The sequence below is a fragment of the Bacillus sp. Bos-x628 genome (assembly GCF_040500475.1).
Taxonomy (GTDB): Bacteria; Bacillota; Bacilli; order Bacillales; family Bacillaceae; genus Bacillus; species Bacillus maqinnsis.
The window spans coordinates 849,577-867,129 of sequence record NZ_CP159358.1; the positions used below are offsets into that span (position 1 = coordinate 849,577).

The following is a 17,553-nucleotide window of genomic DNA, read 5'->3' on the forward strand; positions in this document are numbered from 1 at the left end:
GTAATGGTTTGTTTCTTCCTTTAGACTAATGGATTCATCCGTTTCCCGCAACTTATTTCACATTGGACGACTTGTAAAAAAATGCAAAAGAAGAAGAAGGGCTGAGTCTGCCCTTCTTTCATTATTCAACAGCCAAAATATATGAATAAAGCGGCTGTTTCCCGTCGTGGACTTCAACTTCTACATCTTCAAAAGATTCCTCAATATATGCTTCTAACTCGTCAACTTCATCAGATATTGCGTCTTCTCCTTTAATAATGGTGACAATCTCATCTTCTTCTGTCACCATTTGGGCAAGAAGTTCTTTTGCTGCATCCAGTTGATTTTTAGCAGTTAAGATAATTTTTCCATTTAAAAGTCCCATATAATCTCCTTTGGCAATATCGATCCCATCAATTTGAGTATCTCTTACAGCAAAGGTAATCTGGCCACTTTTTACATGCTTGATCGCTTCTAACATCGCTGCTTCATTATCTTCATTTGAAGCCGTTTCATTCAGGGAAAGTAGTGCCGACATCCCTTGAGGGACGGTCTTCGTCGGGATAACAACAACCTCACGCTTTGAGACACTTGCCGCCTGATTAGCTGCCAAGACAATATTAGAATTATTAGGTAAAATAAAGACGGTTTCGGCATTTATGCTATCAATTGCTTTGACAATGTCTTCTGTGCTCGGATTCATCGTTTGCCCACCTTCAATCACGACTGAAGCCCCGATACTTTTAAACAAGTCAGCAATTCCTTCTCCCATTGCGACACAGACGACACCATAACGTTGTTTTTCACGGGTAGCTGTTGCTGGCGTAGCAGGCGCATGATTTCTTTCTTCATTTATGATTGAGCTATGCTGCTCTCTCATGTTCTCTATTTTCATATTGATTAAGCTGCCGTAGCGCTGTGCATATGATAATACTTCACCAGGCTGCTCTGCATGAATATGAACCTTCGCTAACGTATCGTCTGCCACCACAAGGAGTGAATCTCCGAATTGGCTCAGCTCTTCTCTGAATGCATTCTCTTCAAAGGACTGTTTGTCTTCTTCAAACTTCACCATAAATTCTGTACAGTAACCAAATTCAATATCTTCTGTATTCATATGGCTTTGTGCACTTTTATGATGCTCTGCATTCACAAGTTCTTTTAACGTTGGCAAGGAAGCCGTTTTAGGCAATTTCTCCCCTTTTAATGAAGCAAGGAAACCTTCATATACATAAAGAAGTCCTTTACCGCCACTATCGACAACTCCGACTTCTTTTAATATAGGAAGCAAATCTGGTGTACGCTCAAGTGAAGCTCTTGCCTCGTCAATGGTTAATTCAAGTACACGGTCAATTTGATCTTCTGTCGCTGAAACAGCAACCGCTTTCTTTGCTGCATCCTTTGCAACCGTTAGAATAGTTCCTTCGATTGGTTTCATGACAGCTTTATATGCTGTATCAACACCCGCCTGCAAAGCAAGGGCAAATTCTTTCGCATCAATCGTCTCTTTTTGTTCTATATTTTTACTGAAACCTCTGAAGAGCTGTGACAAGATAACGCCTGAGTTCCCTCTTGCACCCATTAACAGCCCTCTTGAAAGCGCTATCCCTACTTTACCGATATGATCGGTATTTGTTTCTTCAACTGCTTTTGCCCCTGAAGTCATTGACAAATTCATATTTGTCCCCGTGTCTCCGTCTGGCACTGGAAAAACATTTAACGCATCTACAATTTGTGCGTTTTGAGAAAGATGGTATGCACCTGCAAGGATCATCTTTGCAAATGTGCGACCATCAAGATTTCTAATAGACAAAATATTTCCTCCTTACTACGGATTCGTCACTTTTACTCCTTGTACATATATGTTGACTGAGTCAACAGAAAGTCCAATCGTATGTTGAATCGTATATTTGACTTTCGTTTGAACGTTATGTGCGACTTCTGATATTTTTGTACCGTAGCTGACAATGGTGTACATATCAATATGAATGCGGTCTTCTTTTTGACGCACAACAACACCCCGGCTGAAGTTCTCTTTGCGGAGAATATCCGTCAAGCCGTCCTTGATTTGATTTTTGGACGCCATGCCGACAATACCATAGCAATCAATTGCAGCGCCTCCTGCCACCATTGCAATAACTTCATTTGATATATCAATTTGTCCGTATTTCGTTCTAAGTTCAATGGACACATCGGTTCCCCCTTTTTGAGAAATTGCCCTGAGTTATCACTATTTTACTATAAGACCCTTCTTTTTAAAAGAAGTCATTCAATCCGACCCAATCCTACTTATACTATAGCCTTGATTTTTTATCAAGTTGTCAAGGTAATTTTCTTGAAAGAGGTTGAAACAATTCTTGCAAACCCTTTGAACCTGTGGTAAATTATTAAAGTATCTTGAGGCATCTCTAAGTACGTATAGGAATAATATGATGATGTTTTCGCAGTTAGGAGGGAAACAAATGGCACGTAAATGCGTAATTACAGGCAGAAAAACAAAAGCCGGGAACAACCGTTCTCATGCAATGAATTCTACAAAACGTACATGGGGCGCGAACCTTCAAAAAGTTCGTATTCTAGTGGACGGTAAGCCTAAAAGAGTATATGTATCAGCTCGAGCTTTGAAATCTGGTAAAGTTGAGCGTGTATAAGCAAGAGTAAACGCCTGCTACACTTTTATTGTAGCAGGCGTTTTTATGTGGAAATAAAGGAGATTACTCATTAATCTTTCTTAAATGAACCAAGCATCGCACGGACAATGCCGCCAAGAAATCTAGGCAGTTTGATTGTATAAAATTTCATTTTGTCCCCCTCCTAAAAGTACCGCTTGCAGCACAATTGAGCATAATCAGCCATCCACATTGATAGGTTGGTCAATCTTTGCTTCTTATCATTATTAATATGCCTTCATCAAAAGAAAAAGTACCATTTGAGTGGATGAGTTCGTTACTAATACATAGTGTGGAACCAGGCTCAATATGACAATTTTTAAGAGGATATTTAAAACCTTTTAATGTAAGCTTTTCGACATGTGTACCAAATGGGAGAAATGACACATACTGTTTGTCTGGGTCCTGCCCTACTTCATATGTACCCGGTCCGTACATTTGAATGGTATTTTGTCTGTCTACGAGTGTGATTTTCTGCTTTTGCTGAATGCCTTGATAAAGGAGGTGGATATTTCCTAGAAAATGATCAGCCCTTCCGCCTGTAATGCCATATATTTGAATATGTGCAGGGCGCTGGCGAAAGGCCCATTTAAGCGCAAGTTCTAGGTCAGTTTCATCTTTTTCCGCCTGAAATAAATTGAGGGCAGGCAGTTGTTCTTTCAGTTCACGCAACTCCTTCTCTGTCACACTATCAAAATCACCGAAAGCCCTGTCAGGAACAATGCCATGCTCCAGTAAGAAGATTGTCCCGCGATCAACGCCGACCCAGCATATGTCATCATTTGACGCTTTATTTTCAAGGGGCGGAATGTATTCAAAAGGACCGCCAGCTACGATATGTATGTGCATGATTTACGCTCCTTTCCATCTAAAAAAGAACCAAAGATGAGTGCTTTGGTTCTTCTGTCTTTACGCTTCTCGAATCGCCTGAATGGCTTGTGCGCGATTGTCTTTTCCGTATACAGCCGAACCGGCCACAAGTAAATTGGCGCCTGCTTCTTTACAGCTCTTTGCTGTTTCTACATTGACACCGCCGTCTACTTCAATGAATAAATCAGTCAAGCCCTTTTGTTCGCTAAGCGTCTTTACTTCTTTTACCTTCGTTAACACAGATGGAATAAACGCCTGTCCACCAAAGCCAGGATTCACCGTCATGAATAATACAAGGTCTATATCCTCCAGCACATGCTCAATTTGAGAAACGGGTGTGTGCGGATTCAATACAACGCCCGCTTTCGCTCCTTGTTCTTTTATATGCTGAATGGTGCGGTGCAAATGCGGACACGCTTCAACATGTACAGAAATAATGTCAGCTCCTGCTTTTGCAAATGCAGGGATGTAACGGTCTGGCTGCTCAATCATTAAATGAACATCAAGCGGAAGAGTTGTATGAGGTCTAATCGCCTCCACTACATTAGGTCCAAACGTGATATTCGGAACAAACTGGCCGTCCATGACATCAATATGGATATAGTCGGCTCCGCCTTGATCCACATCACGAATGTCTTTCTCCAAGCATGCGAAATCCGCTGATAAAATGGAAGGTGCAATATAAACCATGATTTAGTACCTCGGCTTTCTTTCTTTGATTTCGGTTAAAAACTCTAAATAATGCTGATAACGATACTCTCTGATTTGCTTATTCTCCACCGCATCTTTTACCGCACAGGCAGGCTCTTTCACATGCAAACAACCTCTAAACTTACAATCTGCACTCCGCTCTCTTATTTCTAAGAAATACAGCCCTAAGTCTTCAGCTTCAATGCCGGTGAATTCTAGTGAGCTAAAGCCAGGGGTATCTGCAATGAGTCCTTCGGCTGTATGAATGAGTTCAACATGTCTTGTCGTATGTTTCCCTCTGCCAAGGTGGGATGAAATATCATTTGTCTTCAGTGCCAAATCAGGACTAATTGCATTTAAAAGCGAGGACTTCCCTACTCCTGACTGACCTGCAAACACAGTAATTTTTTGGTGAAAATGTGGTTTTAGTTTTTCAAGTCCGTCACGTTCAATTGTAGATGTTAAGTGAACATCATAACCAATTTGACGATAGTCTTCAGCAAATGCTTGAATCGTTTCGCGCTCATTATCTGTTTTTAATAAATCGATTTTCGTTATACAAATGATGGGTTTAATATCATTTGCTTCTACGAGCACAAGAAATCTGTCTAAAAGTGATGGGCTAAAGGCTGGTTCTGTTGCTGAGAAGACCAGCACCGCTTGATCGACATTACTGATCGGAGGACGAACAAGTTCGTTTGTACGCTCTTTCACCTCTAATAAGTAGCCTTCTTTATCATTATCTGCTTGATAGACCACATAGTCTCCGACAAGAGGTGTCACTTTATTTTTTCGAAATATGCCTCTTGCTCTGCACTGAATTACTTTACCACTTTTCTCAGATTCATCTAGCACATAATAAAACCCGCTTAACGCTTTAATAATTTTGCCCTCAGGCATAAAGTCCCTCCTTTATTCATCATCAGGGTATTTAATCGTTTTGGAGCTCACGACTTTATCATCAACCGTCACCTGATAGTATCCTTTTTGACCTGGCTCAATCTTAAACTTAATGGTTCTTTCAGTTGGTGCAGTGATTTTAAAAGTCTCATATACATCAGAAATGCTGTGTTCTGCATCGTCAATCGAGATTTGGACATTCATCTCTTGACCTTTCGTTTCTGGTTCATATGGAATTGAGATTTTTTCGGTAACCGTTTTGACTGGTTTTTCTTTTGGTCCAAGGGAGAATGTTATCTTCACCGTATCACCAGGTTTCACAGCGGTTCCAGCCTCTGGTTCCTGCTTCATGACCTCTCCTTTTGGAACATCGTTAGAATACGCTTCTTTTTCATCTAGCTTTAGTCCGTTATCCTCTAAATAATTAGAAGCTGCCTGTTTACTGTACGTCGTTAAATCCCGTAAAGTAATATCAGCTGGACCTATGCTAACTGTCAAAGTCACTTGTTCATCTGCGGCGACAAGCTCTGTACTTGCTGAAGGTTTTTGATCCATGACCACCCCTGATTCGGTGTCATTATCATTCACTTCCTCCACCACGACTTGTTTAAACCCTTTTTTCTCTAATAATTCTTTTGCTTTATCGACCTTTTCTCCTGTCACATCAGGTAATTCGGTCTTTTCTTTGCCTGAACTTTGGTATAGTTGAATTTCTGTTCCCTCTTTTACCTTCGTGCCGATTTTTGGATCAGTTTTGACGACAAGCCCTTTTTCAATTTTATTATCCGCAATATCAATTGGATCAGAAGAGACAGTAAACCCTGCATTTTTCAAGGCGTCCTCTGCTTTTTCTACTGTCATTCCAGACACATCAACGACTTCGACATCTTTTGGAAAAAGTAAACCTGGAAACACTGTAATGGCTAATACAGTCGCAGCAGTCAGGATAAATAAAATAGAAGCTATAACCCAAGGCCATTTTTTTCGTTTCTTTTTCGGTTTTTGCTCGTTCTTTTCCTTTGGCTTTTGAGCTGGATGTACGGCCGTTCTTTCATTGTCTGTGCTTACTGGATGATCTTTCATAATTGGGATGGCTTTCGTCGCTTCATGATCTTCTTCAATGGTAAATCGCTTTTCTTTGAGTCTTGCAGGATCGAAGGCCGTTTTTAAATCTTTTTGCATTTCAGATGCATCTTCGTATCGATAAAATGGATTTTTGGCCATTGCCTTTAAGATGATGTTCTCCACGCTTTGCGGAACGGATGGATTCCATCTTCTCACAGATGGCGGTTCTGACTGCAAATGCTTTAGTGCTACACTGACGGCTGATTCACCTTCAAATGGCATTCGTCCTGAGATGAGCTCATATAGTACAATGCCAAGTGAATAGATATCCGATTTTTTCGTTGCAAGACCTCCGCGCGCTTGTTCTGGAGATAAATAGTGCACAGATCCTAGTACAGAGTTTGTATGAGTGATAGTGGCTGAGCTAAGTGCTATGGCAATCCCAAAATCAGTGACTTTGATGTTCCCCATATTGTCTATTAATATATTGTGAGGCTTTATGTCTCGATGGACGAGCTGTTTTGCGTGGGCTTCTTCCATGGCCGCCACCACTTGTTCCATGATGCGAACGGCTTCTTTTGGATGAAGCGGACCATTGGCGTGTATGTATTCCTTCAGCGTCATCCCCTCGACATATTCCATGACAATATAATAAATATCATCTTCTTCTCCTACATCATAGATACTGACAATATTCGGATGATCTAAGCTTGCCGCTGATTGTGCTTCTCGCCTAAATCGCCTAATAAAATCGTCATCACTTGCAAAGTCAAACCGCAAAATTTTAATTGCTACTTCACGATCTAAGATCATATCCTCCGCCAAATAAACGTTTGCCATACCGCCTCCGCCTATGACGCGAAGAATCTGATAACGGCCGCTGATCCTTTTTCCGATCAACACTTGCTGTCACCCTCTTCTGTTTGGGGGGAGATTTCTAACAGTACTGCTGTAATGTTATCTTCACCGCCGTTGTCATTCGCTGTTTGAATTAACTCCGTTACTTTTTCATCAGGTGCGATCGTTTGCGTTAAAATATGAATGATATTCTCTTCTTCTACTTTATTAGACAACCCATCAGAGCAAAGTAAAATTTGATCTCCAGGATCGACTTCAAAGGTACGCGCATCAATTTGAACGTATTTATCTGTACCTAATGCTTTTGTCAGTACATTTTTTCTTGGATGATATTCAGCATCTGCTTTCGAGATCTCACCAGTTTTCACAAGCTCGTTGACAAGTGAATGATCGTCTGTTAATTGGGTAAGCGTGCCCTTTCTTAGTAAATAACAGCGGCTGTCACCAATATGAGCAATTGTGACCGTTTGCAAATGAACGAGCGCACAGACAATGGTCGTCCCCATTCCTTGGCACCCGTCATTGGCTCTCGCATGTTCATATACTTGATCATTGATTTCACTAATTTTAGAGATTAACCAGCTTTCTTGATCAGCTGGTTTACTTGGAATTGAAGACGTTTCTTCCCAGTATTCCTTTAAAGAAGAAACTGCCATCTTGCTGGCTACATCACCGGCAAGATGTCCTCCCATTCCATCTGCAACAACAGCCAGAACGGTGTCTTCTTTTGCTTCAAAAATACCTGCATCATCTTCATTATGCTGACGGACTTTTCCTGTATCGGTTTGAAAAGCTGCCCTAATCAACATTCGTCACCTCGTCTCTTCCTGACGCTCCTTCGCTCTTAGCTGACCGCAAGCAGCATCAATGTCATGGCCTTGCTCTCGTCTAATCGTTACGTTAATGCCTCGTTCTTTCAACTTTTTTTCAAATAGGAAGATTTGTTCTCTTGGTGTTCTGACATAATCCCTTTCAGGGACATAGTTCACCGGAATCAGGTTCACGTGGCATTTGATTCCTTTTAATAATTCAGCCAGCTCTTCAGCATGGTGTACTTGGTCATTTACTCCGCCAAATAGTCCGTATTCAAAGCTGACGCGTCTGCCTGTTTTTTGAATGTAATATTTAATGGCTTCCATTAGCTTTGGCAGTTGATACGCTTTGTTGATTGGCATTAGACGGCTTCTGATTTCAGTATTTGGTGCATGCAATGAAACCGCAAAGTTGATTTGCATTTGCTCATCAGCGAATTGATAGATTTTCGGTATGATGCCGCTTGTTGACACAGTAATATGACGTGCACCGATATTTAAGCCGTTGTCATGGTTGATAATCTTAAGGAAAGCAAGCATTTCGTCAAAGTTATCAAATGGCTCACCAATACCCATGATGACAACCGAACTGACTCTTTCGTCTGTTTCATCAAGTGCCTGCTGCACTTTTAATACTTGCGCTACAATTTCGCCTGCTTCAAGGTTTCGTTTCAAGCCGCCAAGTGTAGATGCACAAAATGTACAGCCAATTCTGCATCCAACTTGTGTCGTGACACAAACAGAGTTGCCATAATCATGGCGCATGAGCACTGTTTCAATCGTATAACCGTCGTGTAATTCAAATAAAAACTTAATCGTTCCATCTTGAGATGTTTGTTTGATCACTGTTTTAAGAGTTGTGATCGCAAACTGTTCCTTTAACTTTTTCCTTAAATCTTTTGATAGGTTAGACATTTGGTCAAAGGATGTGACACGTTTTTCATAAAGCCATTCGAAAATTTGCGCTGCGCGGAAAGGTTTTTCGCCTTGATCTTTTAACCATGCTTTCATTTCGTCAAGCTCAAATGAGTAAATCGACGGCATTTCCGTTTTGAGTTCTTTTCTTACCTTTTGTTTTTGTTCTGTCATTTTTTATCCCTTCTTTTTCATGCTGCAAATAAAGAAACCATCTGTTCCGAAATAGTGAGGAAGGATTTGAACACTTCCTTTTTGAACAAACGGAGCAACCTGCTCAGGCAGCCGTTCATTAAGAGATAGATCGGGTTGGAAGTCTTGATGTTCTTGTAAAAAAGCATGAATCACTTGTTGATTTTCTGTTGGATCCATTGTACATGTACTATATACAAGGGTCCCGCCTGGTTTCAGAAGCGGGGCTGCTTCATTTAAAATCGCTTTCTGAATATGAGCGAGCCGAGCTGAATCCTCGGGAGACTTTGTATATTTCATATCTGGTTTTCTTCTAATGACACCAAATCCTGAACACGGTGCATCAATGAGAATACGATCAAATGAGGCTTCGCTATAGTGTTCTTTTGCTTTTCTTGCATCAAGTGCCTTTGCTTCAATATGAGTCAGATTCAACCGCTTAGTTGCTTGTTTGATCAGTTTCACTTTGTGCTCATGTAAATCAAGTGAAATGATTTTCCCCTTATCGTTCATTCGCTCTGCAATATGCGTTGATTTACCGCCAGGGGCAGCACAGGCATCCAGTACCATTTCACCAGGCTTAGGGTCCAAAGCTCTTGCTACAAGCATAGAGCTTTCATCTTGAATGGTCACATACCCTTCTTGAAAATAAGAAGTCGATACAATTGAACCTTTCATGAGCTTTAAAGCATCATCAGATAGGTCTCCAAGTTCTGTTTCAATGCCGGATGACATCAGTTTATTTTGTAAAGTGACTCGATCAGATTTCATTCGGTTGACACGCAATGTTTGTTTTGGCGGCACTAAATGAATGCGGCACATGCTTTCTGCCGCTTCAAATCCATAAGTGTGAACCCACTGCTTTACTAGCCATAATGGATGGCTTGTCTCGATAGAAAGACGTTCAACTGGATCTTTGATTGCATCAAAGGTTGGAACTCCCTCTCGTTGCACAGAACGAAGAACACCATTTACAAGAGAAGAAATGCCTGTATGTCCGCGTTTTTTTGTCAGTTCGACTGCTTCATGGATGGCTGCACGATCTGGAATTTTTTCAAGGTATACCATTTGATATAGAGACATACGTAATAACTGCATGACCCATGGGGCAACCTTTTGTGGTTTTTTCACAAATGGCGCTAGCATATAATCAAGTGCCAGCTTATTTTGCAGTGTGCCGTACACGAGTTCAGTTAACAGCGGTTTGTCCTGATCGGACAGTTCTTTATCTTTCAACACTGACTGCAGAAGCAAATGACTATATGCCTGATGTTGTTCAAGTTTGATTAAAGCGTCAAGCGCTACTTCTCTCACATTACTTTTCTTCATTCATTCGCCCTAATTTCTGTCCAATTTCGATATTCGCCCCTCTTAAAAAGTCTTCACCACTCATTCGTTTCTTTCCAGCTGGCTGAACACTTGTTAATAAAAGGCCTTGTTTATTCCCTGTGCCAATGACTGGCCCTTCTTGCTTAAGCTCAATCACTTTCCCAGGTTCTTCTTGCGCTTTAAGGGGTACTTTTTTTGCTTCCCATACTTTTAAAATGACTCCATTCCATTCAGTATAGGCAACTGGCCATGGATTTAAGCCGCGAACTTGGTTGTATAATTCTTCTCCGGTTTTCATCCAGTCTAATCTTTCTTGCTCCCTTTTAATGTTTGGAGCATATGTTGCGGCTTCTTCGTTTTGCGGAATTGGAGAGATGGAGCGGCGCAGAACATTTGGAATTGTATCCTTTAATAATTTCGCTCCTGCAACACTTAATTTATCGTGCAATGAGCCAACGTTGTCTAATTCATCAATTTCTACTTCTACTTTACTAATCATGTCACCTGCATCCAGCTTTTCTACCATATACATAATCGTTACGCCTGTTTTCTTTTTGCCTTGCAGGATCGCATAGTGGATCGGTGCACCGCCTCTTAACTCTGGGAGAAGTGAAGCATGCACATTGATACAACCAAATTCAGGTTCATCCAGCAATCTCTTTGGCAATATTTGTCCAAATGCGGCTGTTACAATTAAATCTGGCTTTAAAGCGAGCACTTTATCAATTTCTTCATCAAGACGGACCTTTTCAGGCTGCAAAACAGGAATGCCATGTTTCAGCGCCTCAACTTTCACAGGAGGCGGCGTCAGCACTCTTTTTCTGCCTTTTGGACGGTCAGGTTGTGTGACGACCCCTACGACTTCATACTCTTCTGAAATTAGTGTTTGGAGTATTGGTACTGAGAAATCAGGGGTTCCCATAAATACAATACGTGCCATTTTTATCACCCTTCCATTTCCGCAAGTTCTTTTTCTGTATAATATTGAATGATTTTTGATATGAACAATACGCCATCTAAGTGATCTATCTCGTGCAATAAAGCTCTTGCTAAAAAGCCCTCTGCTTCTATTGTAAATGGTTTGCCTTTCTTATCAAAGGCTTTCACCTTGACATAATTTGGCCTTTCGACAGTCCCGTATAAAGCTGGAAAGCTTAGGCAGCCTTCAATATCTGTTTGGCTTCCTTTCACTTCAAGAATCTCGGGATTCACTAAATCGATTCTGCCAGATTCTTCTCCGGTATCTACAACTGCGACTCTTTTTGAAATACCAATTTGCGGAGCAGCTAGTCCGACTCCATCAAGCTCAAGCATTGTATCATACATATCATCAAGCAGTTTTGTTAGCTTTTTATCGAAACAATCTACTGCCTTTGTCTTTGTTTCAAGCACCTCTGCCGGATGTATGACTATTGGTTTTACTGCCACTTAAAGCCCTCCGTTTTACATCATCATATATGGATTCATATCAATTGAAATGATCAGTTGTTTTTGTTCCATTTCTTTTTGATAATGATCTTGTATTTTCCTTAGTAAGCTTGCCAGTTCATTTTCCCTTTTGTATTTTATCACGCATTGATATCGATATCTATCTTTGATCTTAGCAATAGGGGATGCAACTGGACCAAGTATTCTTGTATTCGGCGCACAGTTCATTTTAAGGAATTGTACAATTTTATCTGTTACATGTGCTGCCTTCGTCACTTCTACATGAGAAACTGTCACCATCGCCAAGAAATAAAATGGCGGATAGGACTGAAGACGCCGATGCATCATCTCCTGCTCGTAAAAGGCTTCATAGTCATGCTGCTTTGTTAATTCAATGCTATAGTGTGATGGAGTGTAAGATTGAATAATGACTGAACCTGTTTTTTCATGACGCCCGGCCCTGCCGCTGACTTGTGTTAAGAGCTGAAACGTTTTTTCACTTGAACGAAAATCTGGGATATGAAGGGACGTATCAGCACTTAGTACACCGACGAGGGTGACATCTGGGAAATCCAGACCTTTTGCGATCATTTGCGTCCCGAGCAAGATGTCGGCTTCTTTGTTTCCGAATGCCGTCAGAAACTTTTCATGCGCACCTTTTCGAGAGGTCGTATCCACATCCATACGGATGATCCTTGCCTCGGGCAATACCTTCGTTAGCTCTTCTTCTACTCGCTGCGTTCCTGTGCCAAAGTAGCGAATATGTTCACTTTGACATTCTGGACATTCAGCAGGTACTGGGGCTTCATGACCACAATAATGACACTTCAGTCGTTTTTGGTAGCGATGATAGGTCAAAGATATCTCACAATGAGGACATTGCTCGACATATCCGCAATCCCGGCACATGACAAAAGAAGAATACCCCCTTTTATTGAGAAACAGTACCGCTTGTTCTTTCTTTTCAAGGACTTCTTTTAATCGTTTCATCAGTTTTTCCGAGAACATTGATCGGTTTCCGTTTCTTAGTTCTTCTCTCATATCAATTAAGGAAACGTGCGGGAGTTGCTGCTGGTTCACGCGTTGCTTTAGCGTGAGCAATGTGTACACACCTTTTTTCGCACGAGCATATGACTCCAGTGAAGGTGTAGCACTTCCTAATACAACTGGACATTGGTGCCGTCTTGCTCGTTCTATCGCAACATCCCTAGCATGATATCGAGGCATTTCTTCTTGTTTATAGGAAGATTCATGCTCCTCATCAATAATAATCATTCCTAGATTGTCAAAAGGGGCAAACACAGCAGACCTTGCACCAACAACAAGCTTGACTTCCTTGCGATGAATTTTACGCCACTCATCATATTTCTCTCCTGTGGAAAGACCGCTGTGGAGAACCGCAACATGTGAACCGAATCGTTCTTTAAATCGTTTCACCATTTGAGGGGTTAAAGAAATTTCGGGAACTAACACGATGGCTTCTTTTCCCTTTTTTAGCACATGATCAATTGTCTGCAAATAAATTTCCGTTTTACCGCTCCCTGTCACCCCATGCAGCAGAAAGGTTTCATGCTGATGGTCGTTGACTGCTTGATGAATGTGTTTAGCAGCTTCTGCTTGTTCAGTGGTGAGATCGAGTGGGGCAGACTGTTGAAACTCATCATGTGCATAAGGGTCTCGATAGACTTCTTCATAGCTTTCTATTAACAAGCCTTCTTGAACGAAAGTTCTAAGCGTTTGGGAGCTTGCACCAGTCTGCTCTTTTAAGTCTTTTGCCAAAAAAGTTGTCTCACTGGCTCGAATTAAAAAGGAAAGCAGCGCTTTTTTCTTCACAGCATTTTTCTTTAGTTCTTGCTGCTTTTCTTCGAGTCTTTTCCTAGGTACTGCGATCTGCAGTGTTCGAACCTTTTTCTTACCGGTTCTCTGAGACACATGGTATCTCACTTCTAGATGGCCTTTTTGAACATGTTTTTGAATCAGTTTTAATTCTTCAGGTGGTATGTCAGAATAAAGGATACTTTGCTGCTGACCGAAAAGCTCTTTCAATGACTGCGGAAGTTCTTCATCCGATAGCACCTGAATTTCTTTTTCATATTTCGCCTTCATTGCTGCGGGTAACATCGATTGGAGGGCTGTGATATGATAAGACAATGTTTTTTCCGTCAGCCAGTGGGAAAGCTCCAATAGCTCATCTGTCAAAACAGGGGATAAATCAAATAAATCCACAATGTCCTTGATGTTTCCTGTCTTTACATCTGATACATCCTTTACTCTTGTCACAAACCCCTGAATCTTTCTAGGACCAAAGGGAACAACCACTCTCATGCCCGCTTTAATCATCCCTTTAAAACGATCTGGCACGCGATAGTCAAATGGACGATCAATCGCTTTGGTTGTGACATCCACAATGACTTCGGCAAAAATCATGTTCGCTCACTCTCTTGAGGCAATAATTCATTTGCCTCCTTTAAAATTTCAAAAGCGAGGTCTTTTTTGCTCATCTTCGGTAGCTCTGTTTTTGTGCCATCTGCTTTGATCATTGCTACCACATTTGTGTCGGTTCCAAAGCCTGCACCTTCTGCTGTGACATTGTTGGCCACAATCATATCTAAATGCTTGGATTCAATTTTCTTTTTGGCGTAATACTCCACATCCTGCGTTTCAGCTGCAAAACCGACAAGCACCTGATGTTCTTTTCTTTTGCCTAACTCTTTTAAAATATCCTTTGTCCGGGTAAATTCAATGTCCAATGTTCCATCTTGCTTTTTCATTTTGTGAGGATATGTTTTCACAGGGGTGTAATCTGCAACCGCCGCTGATTTAATCACAAGGTCGGCTTGTCCATAGACATTTAAAACAGCCTGATACATCTCCTCTGCAGATTCAACTTGCACGACTTTCACATGATCAGGAGCAGTCAATGAGACAGGTCCTGAAATGAGCGTCACCTCTGCCCCCATTTGCTGGGCAGCTTCTGCAATCGCATAGCCCATTTTCCCAGAAGAGCGATTTGTAAAGAAACGTACAGGATCAATCACTTCTCTTGTCGGTCCTGCTGTCACAACAACCTTTCTACCTGAAAGCGGCAAATCTTTCGGCTCTTCAAAAAACGCACGCACATGTTCCACAATTTTTTCAGGCTCCTCTAATCTTCCTTTTCCAATGTAACCACAGGCTAAATAACCTTCACTTGGCTCAATAAACCGATATCCATCTTCATATAATGTAGCAATGTTACGCTTTACGGCTGGATGATCGTACATGTGAACATTCATTGCAGGTGCTATCCAAACAGGTGCTGTTGAAGCAAGCAATGTCGTTGTCAGCATATCATCTGCCAGCCCTGCGGCCATTTTACCAATCGTATGTGCTGTCGCAGGCGCCACGAGAATTAGGTCAGCCCAATCGGCCACATCAATATGTGCAATGACTTTTGGATTATTTTCTTTAAAAGTATCCACATATACCTCATGGCGAGAAAGGGCTTGAAAGGTGAGCGGAGAAACAAACTCGCGGGCAGATTCTGTCATGATCACTCTTACATTAGCCCCTGCCTGCACGAGTTTACTAGTGAGTGCTGCTGCTTTATATACGGCGATTCCTCCGCTGACGCCGAGCAAAATATTTTTTGACTGTAACATTTGTTTGTCCCCCTTAAACAGGCCTTTTTGACAAATTCGTCTACAATTCAAAAAAGTCAAAACCAATCATAGTTTTGACTTTTTGAACGTATCAATTTCTGCCATGCAGAATCGATGAGACTATTCTTCATCTTCTTTTTCAAATGTCAAAAGACCAGCATCGATTTCTTCAAGTGCTTTTCCTACATATTTGTAAGACTTTGTGTTTTCAATCTGCTGATCTTGATGGATTTGCATTTCCCGTGCACGGCGTGCAGACACCGTCACAAGCGTATATTTTGAATCGATTTTGTTCATTAATGAGTCAATTGAAGGATCTAACATGGTTTATTCTACCCCCAGCATTTTTTTATATCTCGGTGCGACTCTGTCTTTACGCAAATGCTCCGCAAGTACAATCGCTTTAATTCTTTCACAAGCAAGCTCGACATCATCATTTTCCACGACATAATCGTAAGCATCCATCATTTCAATCTCTTCTTTGGCGGCAGCCATACGATTTTGAATAAGTTCTTCAGATTCTGTTCCGCGCATGATAATACGGTTTTGAAGTTCTGAAAGACTAGGCGGCGCAAGGAAGATAAAAAGACCTTCTGGGAATGCTTCTCTTACTTGAAGCGCACCTTGCACTTCGATTTCTAGGAAAACATCTTTTCCCTCACGAAGTGTCTGCTCAACATAGTCAATCGGAGTGCCGTAATAATTCCCGACATATTCCGCCCATTCTAAAAGCTTTTTGTTTTGAATCATATCTTCAAATTCTTCCCTGGTTTTAAAGAAATAATCAACACCATTTCTTTCACCTTCCCTCGGCTTACGAGTGGTTACAGAAATAGAATATGCAAATTTCGTATCTTCCTGGGAGAAAATGGCTTGTCTGACCGTTCCTTTTCCAACTCCCGAAGGTCCAGAGAGAACGATTAAAAGTCCTCTTTCTTTCATAATGGCGTATTACCCCTGCCCTTCATCTATGATTTCTTCTTTTACAGAAAGTCTTTGCGCGACAGTCTCAGGCTGAACGGCAGATAAGATGACATGGTCACTGTCCATAATGACAACAGCACGGGTTCTTCTTCCGTAAGTAGCATCTATGAGCATGCCTCGATCTCTTGCGTCTTGTATCATTCGTTTAATCGGTGCTGATTCCGGACTGACGATTGAAATCATCCGATTCGCTGAAATGATGTTTCCAAATCCGATATTGATCAATTTAATGGTCATCTTCTTTCGTCCCCCTGTAATATAAACGTCTCTAGTCTCGCCGAAAGAGACGCACTGTAAACAGCATACACAATGACTATTCTATATTTTGCACTTGTTCTTTTATTTTTTCAATAGCGCTTTTCATTTCGACCACCAGCTTTGTCAGATGATGATGGTTTGCTTTTGAACCTATCGTGTTGACTTCTCGATTCAGCTCCTGCACAAGAAAGTCCAGTTTTCGCCCAGCAGCGCCTCCTTGCGTGAGGATTTGCTGAAATTGCTGAAAATGACTTCTTAATCTTGTGATTTCTTCTGTGATGTCACATCTGTCCGCAAAAATAGCAACCTCTGTTACAAGGCGACTCTCATCAATTGCGTCTTGTGTCCATTCTTTCATTCTTTGGCTAAGCCGCTCTTTATACTGATTTACGACATCAGGTGCAAAAACTTCAATTTCCTCGGTAAAGGCTTCGAGCTCAGACAACCTGAGTTCACAGTCTTTTTGTAACGTTTTTCCCTCTTTATCTCTCATTAGACATAGCTCTAAAACAGCTTCCTCACAAACCTCTTTTAATAAGTCTTCAAGTTGCTTATTGCGGCTGGCTGATTCTTCTACCTGAACGGCTTGTTCGAGTTGAAGCAGGTCATTTGCATGCTGGATGCCTGAAATGTGATAGCGATTCTCGAGGTCTTTTGCGGCTTTCATGTATTCATCAAGCAGCGACCAGTCAATTTGGAGAGACCGGCTTGCTAGTTTACCGCCTTCAATCGTCACAAACAGCTCAATTCTACCACGCTGCACGTGACGAAGAATGATTTTCTTTAACGTATCTTCGAAATATAGAAGCGGTCTCGGCAAACGGGCATGAACCTCTTTAAAACGGTGATTGACCGATTTTAACTCAACTGACACTGTCATATCTCCATCCGTTCTACTCGCTTGACCGAATCCCGTCATACTGCGTATCATGTCAAAACACCCAATTCTTTCATATTAATAAA

19 protein-coding genes are annotated in these 17,553 nt (G+C 41.4%); 1 reads left to right on the forward strand and 18 read right to left on the reverse strand.

Going from position 1 to position 17,553, the window contains the following annotated elements; translation table 11 throughout:
- Positions 1–121: 121 nt before the first annotated feature.
- On the reverse strand, positions 122–1,792 hold the full coding sequence (locus ABVJ71_RS04445) for a DAK2 domain-containing protein (protein ID WP_353855791.1): 1,671 nt from the start codon (positions 1,790–1,792) through the stop codon (positions 122–124).
- A gap of 15 nt (positions 1,793–1,807) precedes the next feature.
- Positions 1,808–2,170 (reverse strand): Asp23/Gls24 family envelope stress response protein, encoded by a 363-nt coding sequence (locus ABVJ71_RS04450; RefSeq protein ID WP_353855792.1) that lies wholly within the window; start codon positions 2,168–2,170, stop codon positions 1,808–1,810.
- A gap of 271 nt (positions 2,171–2,441) precedes the next feature.
- On the opposite strand from ABVJ71_RS04450, the gene rpmB reads away from it, so the two are divergent.
- Complete coding sequence (gene rpmB, locus ABVJ71_RS04455; protein ID WP_003212514.1) at positions 2,442–2,630, forward strand: 50S ribosomal protein L28; 189 nt, start codon at positions 2,442–2,444, stop codon at positions 2,628–2,630.
- A gap of 70 nt (positions 2,631–2,700) precedes the next feature.
- On the opposite strand, the gene spoVM is transcribed toward rpmB, so the two are convergent.
- From spoVM to ABVJ71_RS04535, 16 genes are all read right to left on the reverse strand, one after another.
- Positions 2,701–2,781 (reverse strand): stage V sporulation protein SpoVM, encoded by an 81-nt coding sequence (spoVM, locus tag ABVJ71_RS04460; protein ID WP_008354550.1) that lies wholly within the window; start codon positions 2,779–2,781, stop codon positions 2,701–2,703.
- 71 nt (positions 2,782–2,852) lie between these two features.
- The gene (locus tag ABVJ71_RS04465) at positions 2,853–3,497 is read right to left on the reverse strand and encodes a thiamine diphosphokinase (protein WP_353855793.1); all 645 of its coding nucleotides are present in this window, start codon (positions 3,495–3,497) and stop codon (positions 2,853–2,855) included.
- 60 nt (positions 3,498–3,557) lie between these two features.
- Entirely contained in the window at positions 3,558–4,208 is a 651-nt protein-coding gene (gene rpe / locus ABVJ71_RS04470) for a ribulose-phosphate 3-epimerase (protein ID WP_353855794.1), read from the reverse strand.
- A gap of 3 nt (positions 4,209–4,211) precedes the next feature.
- Positions 4,212–5,108 (reverse strand): ribosome small subunit-dependent GTPase A, encoded by an 897-nt coding sequence (gene rsgA / locus ABVJ71_RS04475; protein ID WP_353855795.1) that lies wholly within the window; start codon positions 5,106–5,108, stop codon positions 4,212–4,214.
- Between the two features lie 12 nt (positions 5,109–5,120).
- Positions 5,121–7,076, reverse strand: coding sequence for a Stk1 family PASTA domain-containing Ser/Thr kinase (gene pknB / locus ABVJ71_RS04480; RefSeq protein WP_353855796.1), 1,956 nt, complete (start codon positions 7,074–7,076; stop codon positions 5,121–5,123).
- Positions 7,070–7,840, reverse strand: coding sequence for a Stp1/IreP family PP2C-type Ser/Thr phosphatase (locus ABVJ71_RS04485; RefSeq protein WP_353855797.1), 771 nt, complete (start codon positions 7,838–7,840; stop codon positions 7,070–7,072). The genes pknB and ABVJ71_RS04485 overlap by 7 nt, the downstream gene beginning before the upstream one ends.
- A 3-nt stretch (positions 7,841–7,843) precedes the next feature.
- A complete protein-coding gene (gene rlmN, locus ABVJ71_RS04490; protein WP_353855798.1) occupies positions 7,844–8,932 on the reverse strand; it encodes a 23S rRNA (adenine(2503)-C(2))-methyltransferase RlmN in 1,089 nt (362 codons plus the stop codon).
- 3 nt (positions 8,933–8,935) lie between these two features.
- A complete protein-coding gene (gene rsmB / locus ABVJ71_RS04495; RefSeq protein WP_353855799.1) occupies positions 8,936–10,279 on the reverse strand; it encodes a 16S rRNA (cytosine(967)-C(5))-methyltransferase RsmB in 1,344 nt (447 codons plus the stop codon).
- Positions 10,266–11,219 (reverse strand): methionyl-tRNA formyltransferase, encoded by a 954-nt coding sequence (fmt, locus tag ABVJ71_RS04500; protein ID WP_353855800.1) that lies wholly within the window; start codon positions 11,217–11,219, stop codon positions 10,266–10,268. Before fmt ends, rsmB begins: the two co-directional genes overlap by 14 nt.
- Positions 11,220–11,224: 5 nt before the next feature.
- Positions 11,225–11,707: a peptide deformylase gene (def, locus tag ABVJ71_RS04505; protein WP_353855801.1), complete on the reverse strand. Its 483-nt coding sequence runs from the start codon at positions 11,705–11,707 to the stop codon at positions 11,225–11,227.
- A 15-nt stretch (positions 11,708–11,722) separates the two neighbouring features.
- Positions 11,723–14,134 carry a primosomal protein N' gene (gene priA / locus ABVJ71_RS04510; protein WP_353855802.1) on the reverse strand — a complete coding sequence of 804 codons (2,412 nt, stop codon included), beginning with the start codon at positions 14,132–14,134 and terminating at the stop codon, positions 11,723–11,725.
- On the reverse strand, positions 14,131–15,348 hold the full coding sequence (gene coaBC, locus ABVJ71_RS04515; protein WP_353855803.1) for a bifunctional phosphopantothenoylcysteine decarboxylase/phosphopantothenate--cysteine ligase CoaBC: 1,218 nt from the start codon (positions 15,346–15,348) through the stop codon (positions 14,131–14,133). The genes priA and coaBC overlap by 4 nt, the downstream gene beginning before the upstream one ends.
- Positions 15,349–15,468: 120 nt before the next feature.
- On the reverse strand, positions 15,469–15,672 hold the full coding sequence (rpoZ, locus tag ABVJ71_RS04520) for a DNA-directed RNA polymerase subunit omega (RefSeq protein WP_353855804.1): 204 nt from the start codon (positions 15,670–15,672) through the stop codon (positions 15,469–15,471).
- Between the two features lie 3 nt (positions 15,673–15,675).
- Positions 15,676–16,290 (reverse strand): guanylate kinase, encoded by a 615-nt coding sequence (gmk, locus tag ABVJ71_RS04525; protein ID WP_353855805.1) that lies wholly within the window; start codon positions 16,288–16,290, stop codon positions 15,676–15,678.
- A gap of 9 nt (positions 16,291–16,299) precedes the next feature.
- Positions 16,300–16,569 carry an extracellular matrix/biofilm regulator RemA gene (remA, locus tag ABVJ71_RS04530; RefSeq protein ID WP_008344898.1) on the reverse strand — a complete coding sequence of 90 codons (270 nt, stop codon included), beginning with the start codon at positions 16,567–16,569 and terminating at the stop codon, positions 16,300–16,302.
- Positions 16,570–16,645: 76 nt separating this feature from the next.
- Positions 16,646–17,521, reverse strand: a complete 876-nt coding sequence (locus tag ABVJ71_RS04535; RefSeq protein ID WP_353855806.1) for a YicC/YloC family endoribonuclease — start codon at positions 17,519–17,521, stop codon at positions 16,646–16,648.
- Positions 17,522–17,553: the final 32 nt, after the last annotated feature.

Bases quoted from the DNA above. Each gene is read 5' to 3' on its own strand.
- rpe (WP_353855794.1), bottom strand. From the start codon at position 4,208: ATGGTTTATATTGCACCTTCCATTTTATCAGCGGATTTCGCATGCTTG.
- gmk (WP_353855805.1), bottom strand. From the start codon at position 16,290: ATGAAAGAAAGAGGACTTTTAATCGTTCTCTCTGGACCTTCGGGAGTT.
- remA (WP_008344898.1), bottom strand. From the start codon at position 16,569: ATGACCATTAAATTGATCAATATCGGATTTGGAAACATCATTTCAGCG.
- rpmB (WP_003212514.1), top strand. From the start codon at position 2,442: ATGGCACGTAAATGCGTAATTACAGGCAGAAAAACAAAAGCCGGGAAC.
- rlmN (WP_353855798.1), bottom strand. From the start codon at position 8,932: ATGACAGAACAAAAACAAAAGGTAAGAAAAGAACTCAAAACGGAAATG.
- ABVJ71_RS04535 (WP_353855806.1), bottom strand. From the start codon at position 17,521: ATGATACGCAGTATGACGGGATTCGGTCAAGCGAGTAGAACGGATGGA.
- rsmB (WP_353855799.1), bottom strand. From the start codon at position 10,279: ATGAAGAAAAGTAATGTGAGAGAAGTAGCGCTTGACGCTTTAATCAAA.
- ABVJ71_RS04465 (WP_353855793.1), bottom strand. From the start codon at position 3,497: ATGCACATACATATCGTAGCTGGCGGTCCTTTTGAATACATTCCGCCC.
- fmt (WP_353855800.1), bottom strand. From the start codon at position 11,219: ATGGCACGTATTGTATTTATGGGAACCCCTGATTTCTCAGTACCAATA.
- coaBC (WP_353855803.1), bottom strand. From the start codon at position 15,348: ATGTTACAGTCAAAAAATATTTTGCTCGGCGTCAGCGGAGGAATCGCC.
- priA (WP_353855802.1), bottom strand. From the start codon at position 14,134: ATGATTTTTGCCGAAGTCATTGTGGATGTCACAACCAAAGCGATTGAT.
- rpoZ (WP_353855804.1), bottom strand. From the start codon at position 15,672: ATGTTAGATCCTTCAATTGACTCATTAATGAACAAAATCGATTCAAAA.
- spoVM (WP_008354550.1), bottom strand. From the start codon at position 2,781: ATGAAATTTTATACAATCAAACTGCCTAGATTTCTTGGCGGCATTGTC.
- ABVJ71_RS04485 (WP_353855797.1), bottom strand. From the start codon at position 7,840: ATGTTGATTAGGGCAGCTTTTCAAACCGATACAGGAAAAGTCCGTCAG.
- rsgA (WP_353855795.1), bottom strand. From the start codon at position 5,108: ATGCCTGAGGGCAAAATTATTAAAGCGTTAAGCGGGTTTTATTATGTG.